Raw genomic sequence first — 6,000 nt, forward strand, 5'->3', positions numbered from 1 at the left:
AGGGAACCTCGCCCCTAGGGAACCATGGGCAGATGCTGCACCCGCGACAGGGTTTGAGCGATCGCCCAAAGGCTATGGCAACTGGGTTCCTGTTCCGGGGGTGCTCCCTTGGCGGAAGGCTTGGGAGAAGGCAGGGCCGCCTGATAGGCCGTGCGCAGTTGCTGGAACACCGCCGCCCGATCGCGCGCCCCCGTGGCATCCAGCCGCACAACCAGCTCTCCGCTGGCCCGCTGCTCAAAAGACTGTAAGCCCAACTGTAAGTCGGGATTCACCGCACTCACGGATTGACAGGCACTCACAAAAGCAGACCAGTCAATTCCCTGGGGGAAAGTCCACTCGATCGCCATCAGCTCGTTGCGAACCGTTTGCTCAAATTCGCCGGGCATGAACGATCGGGTTCCTTCCGGCAGGCGATCGCCCCTCGTCAGGTACAGATAATCGCAAACCGCGTCACTGAGGGACGTTTCAGAATCAATTTCCCAGCCTTGGATGCAAGCCCCCGTCAGCACCGTTCCCATGAACCTTGCGCCCCTTGCTTCCACCTCCGTCAAATCCGCCGAAGACAGATTCGCTCGGGTGAAATCAGCCTTATTCAGCTTGGCTCCCGTCAAGGTCGCACTGGTCAGATTCGCGCCGGTTAACTGGGCACGCCACAGATCCGCCCCAATCAAAATGGCATCGGCAAAACTGCACTGGGCCAAGATGGCATCGCTAAAGTTGGCTTCCAGCAACTTTGATCGACTGAAATCCGTCCGACAAAGCACCGCATCCATAAAACTGGCGCGGCTGAGTTTGGCATCGGCCAAGCTCGCTTCGCTGAGGTCAGCCCCGATAAATTCCGCTTCGATCGGCTTCGATCGCCGCAAATCAGCCTTGCGCAAATTGGTTTCCACCAACTTGGCCCAAATCAAATCCGTATCGACCAAGATCGCTCCCTGCAAATTGGCCCGGGTCAAGTTTGCTTGGCCCAAATCCGCCCCGGTCAGGTTGGCCCCGGTTAAGTCTGCCCCCGAGAGATCTGCCCGAATTAGCTTGGCATGGCTCAGGTTCACCCCCTTGAGATCCACACCGCGCAGATCAATGCCACTGAGGTCGGGTTTCGCCTCCGACTGACGAGAGCGCCAGTGGTTCCAAGCGTTCACCCCTTTTTCCAAATGCACCAGCTCAGAATTAGCCCAGCGCCACTCACGTCTCGCGGTGGCGATCCGTTCAATCAGGGCAAGCCGTGGATTGTCAGTCAAGGTGTCCTCCTCAGTCGGATCATCGTCGATGGCAATTGCAAAAGGATGGGATCGGGGGATTTCAAAGAGATTTCAGGGTTTTGAGGCAAATTTAAACCTCCTGATTCTTTTTCTGTTGTACTTCAGTGCTCCGAGGCGTTGTTGGTGGGTCGGGCCCCTTCAATCGCCAGTCATGGGCGAGGAAATCTGGGCTAGCGCGACCGATCGCGCAAAAGCCGAACAGCACCTAAGCAGTCACTGAGCAGTCACTGAGCAGTTACTGAGCAGTTACTGAACTGTGATTGAACAGCAATCGCTCAGACCGAGAAATTGCACTAAATTTGGCTGAGGCGGCGATAGACCAATGCCAGCGCATTGGCATCGCCCACATTGCCCGGGAATAAAACCACAGGCAAGTTCGGAAATTGGGGATGATGGTCGGCGGTTTTGACGACGGAAACACCGGGCAAGATCTGGCCTAGCAGTCGGGCCGATCGCAAGGCTAAACCGTCGCTGAGGGTGTCGTTGGAGGTAATGCCCCCTTTGCTAATGAGGTAACCAATATCCTCCGGCAGCCCCCGCTCGATCGCCATCAGCAGGGCTGAGACTGCTTGCCCGAATTCCAAGCGAATGTCCACCGTCTCAAAGGTCAGCTCCTGGCGGCTGGTGTAGATCACAGGTGTTTTACCATCAGCACGCACCCGCCGCACCTCTGTCAACGCGCGATCGCACAGGCTAGCGGCAATGGCAGCGAGATCGGGCCCTTGCAGTTCTGCCACGGGCACTTCAATGCCCACCACCCCCGGCTCCGCCAGCAATTGCTGAAGCTGTTCGGTGGTTTTGCGCACATGGGAACCCACAATCGCCACTCCCGATCGCCCGTCTCGGACATACTGGGCCATCGCTTCAGCGGCCACCGGCTGGGGTGGCAGAGCCGCTAAGGCCGTCAGGATGCTAGCGGCCGATCGAAACAGGAATCGCTTCCCCTGGCTTGCCTGAGACAACAGGGCCGCCGCAAACTGATTTAAATCGGCCTGCACTTCCCCATCCACCACGCAGCATCGATTCCCGGTCAAGGCTTGCAGTCGTTGCTCCAGGGTCAGCCGATCGCCGCGCAAATCGGCCAATTGAAACCGCTCCACCTGGTCTGCGGGAATGCGCCCCGCCGTCTTTTCCGCCACGTAATCCGGCAAGTAGCTGTGGCGATAACCAAACACCGAATCGCGGGCAAATTCCGTTTCGTGGACGGGGGTATCCACACCGTTCACCTTCAGGTAATGCACAGTGTCGCGGGTGATGCGACCCCCTTCAAAAAAGGCCGGCACGAGAAAATGGGCATCAAAGGGCCCCAACTCCTCCGCGATCGCGTCGGTCTCCACGGGGTAGTGGCCACGCAGGGTTGAGTCCGATCGGCTCACCACCAGCCAATCCGTCAGCGCCACTTGGGCGATCGCCTGCTTCAAATTACGACAAACCTCCCGCGTCACCGCGTCGGCCGCCTCCGCCGTCAAAGCCCGCGTATTAGTCAGCACAAATACAATTGGCGACGCATCCTCCAACCCCAAACAAAGGGTTTCCACATCCCAACGCATTAACAGCAAGCAACTATGAACCGTCTGGGATCCCGTTGGGTCATCGTCCAAAACAATAATTTTGGGCGCTTTGGTCTGGTCAGAGGGAGAGGCGCTAGACATTGCGGTTCGCTCAGGGAAAATCGCAAGACAACCTTTCTATTTTGCCTGCAATAGTCCTGAAAATCACGCTTTGCAGCAAGATGATGCTAGAGCTTAAATTTCTGAGCTGGTGATTAGCTTTTAATGGGTCTTATTCAATTAACCAATCTGATTGATTAGCAAACTCAGCTTGCCAAGTTTCTGGGAAATGCTGCTTTAGGTAATGCTTGAGATCTTGATTGGCTTCAAGAAATCGTGATTTAAGGCGCTCATAAATCACGAGATCCGGAGTGGGATAGTCACCAGCATTATATTTAGTAAATCCTGAAAACTCATGGGCTGGTAATCCTAGGAATTGCACAACTCGCGCCAGGGTTCCTTGGGGATGCTGGTAGAATTTTTCACTGTTCAGAATCAGCAGTTGATCAGATCCGAAGCGCGATCGCCAAGGTTCGAGCTGCTCGGCGTAGCGTCCCCGAGCCACATAGCTGTAATGCTGATAGGCATAGCTTTGGTAGGCTGGATCAGATAGAAAACGATCGGCTTCGCCAGCCAAGCGCTCCGATTCCGCATTCAAAGCCGCTTCCAAGTCCAAAGATTCAAACTGCCACCGCACCTCATGGTAGTAGTGGGATAGGGCGCGATCGGCTGGATTTCGTAATAGAACAATAATTTTTAAGCTTGGATCAAATTCCCAAGCCCGTTGAGCCACCAAAGGATGAAAAATATAGTAGGGACTGGCTTCACCAGTCATTTCATGAGGTTCTGAATTGGCAGGGAACTGTTGCAGATACCAATCAATTCCCTGGTTCCACTGCAAATCGAAGAAATGGACTTCTTTAGTTGCTGCCGATTGAATTTGAGGATGTTGCAGCAAATATTGATACAGAGAAGTGGTTCCTCCCTTTTGCACACCAATAATTAAAAAGCTAGGCTTCATACTAAACTAGTTTCTTGAAACTACTTGTGACTGAAATGGTTGATGAGTTAGGAATTTTTCTGATTTCAACCTGGCAATCAGCTTTGAGTTAATGAATAGACTCTTCAAAGAATTGATTGGTCAAAAATTGATCAAAAATCAACCCAAAACTAGTTAAGCATTAGACCACGTTTAAGCCGTCTTTTAAGCCGTTGCCACCAGGACATTTGTGCCGTTATTCGGGTTGATTCGAGGGTGGTAGACATTTGCTGAAGTTGCATTTGTTGCGCTTGAATTTGCTCTGACTGAGCCGCACAATGTACAAGCAGGCGATCGAGTTCTGCTTTCAGAAACGATTGCGATTGTCGCAACTCAGCTAACTCAGCCAGGTGACTGACTTGGCGATCGCGCAACTGTTGCAGTCGATCGCGCTCTAAGGTTAACGCCTCTTGAACATCCAACAAATCATTTTGCAGTCGCTCACACTCAATCACCGCCGCTAGTCTTTCCGCCTCCTTGCCCGCAAATACCGCTGGAAAATGTGTTGCGTAAAGCTTGGCATGTTTGGCACAAATATATTCAAACAGGCGCGATCGTTGCTCGGGAATATTGCAACCAGTGACCATCGAAGCCGGGCGACAACGATAGGCAAACCCCACCGCTTCCAAGTGCAAAAACTGCCAGCCCCGTTCAGCAATACTAAGCCAAAAATCCCAGTCTTCATAGCCCAATTGATCGGGAATTTTGGAGTCATAACCGCCAATGTCTGACCAGATTGAGCGACGAAACACCGCACAGGCATCGATCGCATTACCGCGCAGCAGCAAATCCACTGAAAATCGAGGCACTTGTACCAACCCAGACTCGGCTCCAAATCGCTCTAGGTTGCCATAAACAACACCCACGTCTGGATGTTGCTCTAACAGTTCGATCGCCCGAGTCAGGTATGGAAGCTTGACACAATTATCCGCATCCAAGGGCAAAATATAACAACCTTTTGCTGCTCGAATTCCACAGTTTCTGGCTGCCGATAAACCCTGGTTTTCCTGGTCAATAACTTGATAGCCCTGAGCTTTAAGAACTGAGAGTTGCTCAAGAGTCAGTGGATCCGTTGAGCCATCATTCACAACAATAATTTCCCAATGACTCCCGCCACAGCTTTCCACACTGGCGATCGCCTCATTCAGAAATTCGCCATGGTTGTAACAGGGAATCACCACAGATAACAGCACTGGCTTTTCAACAACCGTAGGAATCACGAATTCCTGTTGAGGCATACCTGAGTTCATGATCTAATCGCCCTACACAAACTTGGCTTTCAGACGTTTCAAAGCTTGCTGTATCCGCCAACCTTTAGATTGCTCAACCGTTTTGAGCTGCGCTTGCGTCTGATCTAGTTTTTCCGCAAACTGCTGAGATAGTTGATGCATTTCCTGTTGATGGCGAAAATTATTCTGAATCAAGCAACCATGCAGGGCCAACACAGCACGTTCTGGCGGTACACCGTCATAAATCGGTGGATTGTCATCAATACTGGGCGCAACAGTGACCCAATTCGGCATAGAACTGGATAGATCCGCTGCTTGATCCAAGGCTTTTAAGAGTGAAAAGTATCGCGGCGCAATTGTATAGAGTGATCGCGCCAGCGGGTAATCCCAACCCAAGCTTGCAAACAGTTTAGGGTCAAAAATTTGAGAAAGAACTTCGGGTTCAGCTTGATCTGCTTGAATAGCTAAGTTCAGCTTAGTTTGTAGTAGTTTTAGCCCAGTTTCTGGGTTTTCTAAAAAAGCGTTGACATTAATCAGTAAACTTTGGTCTTGATGTTTTTCATAAAAACGCAGGAGCGATCGATTATAAACATACCAACTTCGTAGCGCATAATCGGGGTTTGCCACAAATGTTGGATGATTAACTCGCAACACTGAATCTGCCACATCCCAAGGGAACCGATACACCAGCAGATAGCGAGCATTGGGCAATAAATCAGCCCAAAAATCTAAGAGCAGCGTTGTTCTTGGGTCTTTCCAGCCCCACAATCCTTGACTCGATCGACTGGCAATTAAAGCTTTAGCATCCGGCAGATAAGCATCCAGATTTTGTAAATTGAGCTGCTCGCTTTCCGTCCAGCCCCAATCTGGCCAACCCAGATCATTCGCAGGCGATCGCTCCTGCAAAATTCGGCGTTGAA

Annotated in this window: 5 protein-coding genes (1 of these 5 only partly in view); all 5 read right to left on the minus strand. The window is 51.7% G+C overall.

The features are described 5' to 3' along the window. Positions 1-14: 14 nt before the first annotated feature. Complete coding sequence (locus ACZA91_RS04810; RefSeq protein ID WP_099535202.1) at positions 15-1,241, minus strand: pentapeptide repeat-containing protein; 1,227 nt, start codon at positions 1,239-1,241, stop codon at positions 15-17. A 314-nt stretch (positions 1,242-1,555) separates the two neighbouring features. Further along, entirely contained in the window at positions 1,556-2,914 is a 1,359-nt protein-coding gene (locus ACZA91_RS04815; protein WP_463184981.1) for a four-carbon acid sugar kinase family protein, read from the minus strand. A gap of 130 nt (positions 2,915-3,044) precedes the next feature. Further along, positions 3,045-3,833 (minus strand): sulfotransferase domain-containing protein, encoded by a 789-nt coding sequence (locus ACZA91_RS04820; RefSeq protein ID WP_190353985.1) that lies wholly within the window; start codon positions 3,831-3,833, stop codon positions 3,045-3,047. Between the two features lie 149 nt (positions 3,834-3,982). Continuing rightward, positions 3,983-5,101, minus strand: coding sequence for a glycosyltransferase (locus tag ACZA91_RS04825; protein WP_463184983.1), 1,119 nt, complete (start codon positions 5,099-5,101; stop codon positions 3,983-3,985). A gap of 12 nt (positions 5,102-5,113) precedes the next feature. Then, positions 5,114-6,000: the 3' portion of a sulfotransferase family protein gene (locus ACZA91_RS04830; RefSeq protein WP_463184984.1), read on the minus strand. It continues 196 nt past the right edge of the window; the window shows 887 of its 1,083 coding nt (coding positions 197-1,083); its start codon lies beyond the right edge, outside the window; it ends in the stop codon at positions 5,114-5,116.

Source organism: Limnothrix sp. CMB-01, from assembly GCF_055193175.1.

Excerpts from the sequence above, each read along its gene's own strand:
- ACZA91_RS04820 (WP_190353985.1), bottom strand. The coding sequence starts at position 3,833 with ATGAAGCCTAGCTTTTTAATTATTGGTGTGCAAAAGGGAGGAACCACT.
- ACZA91_RS04815 (WP_463184981.1), bottom strand. The coding sequence starts at position 2,914 with ATGTCTAGCGCCTCTCCCTCTGACCAGACCAAAGCGCCCAAAATTATT.
- ACZA91_RS04825 (WP_463184983.1), bottom strand. The coding sequence starts at position 5,101 with ATGAACTCAGGTATGCCTCAACAGGAATTCGTGATTCCTACGGTTGTT.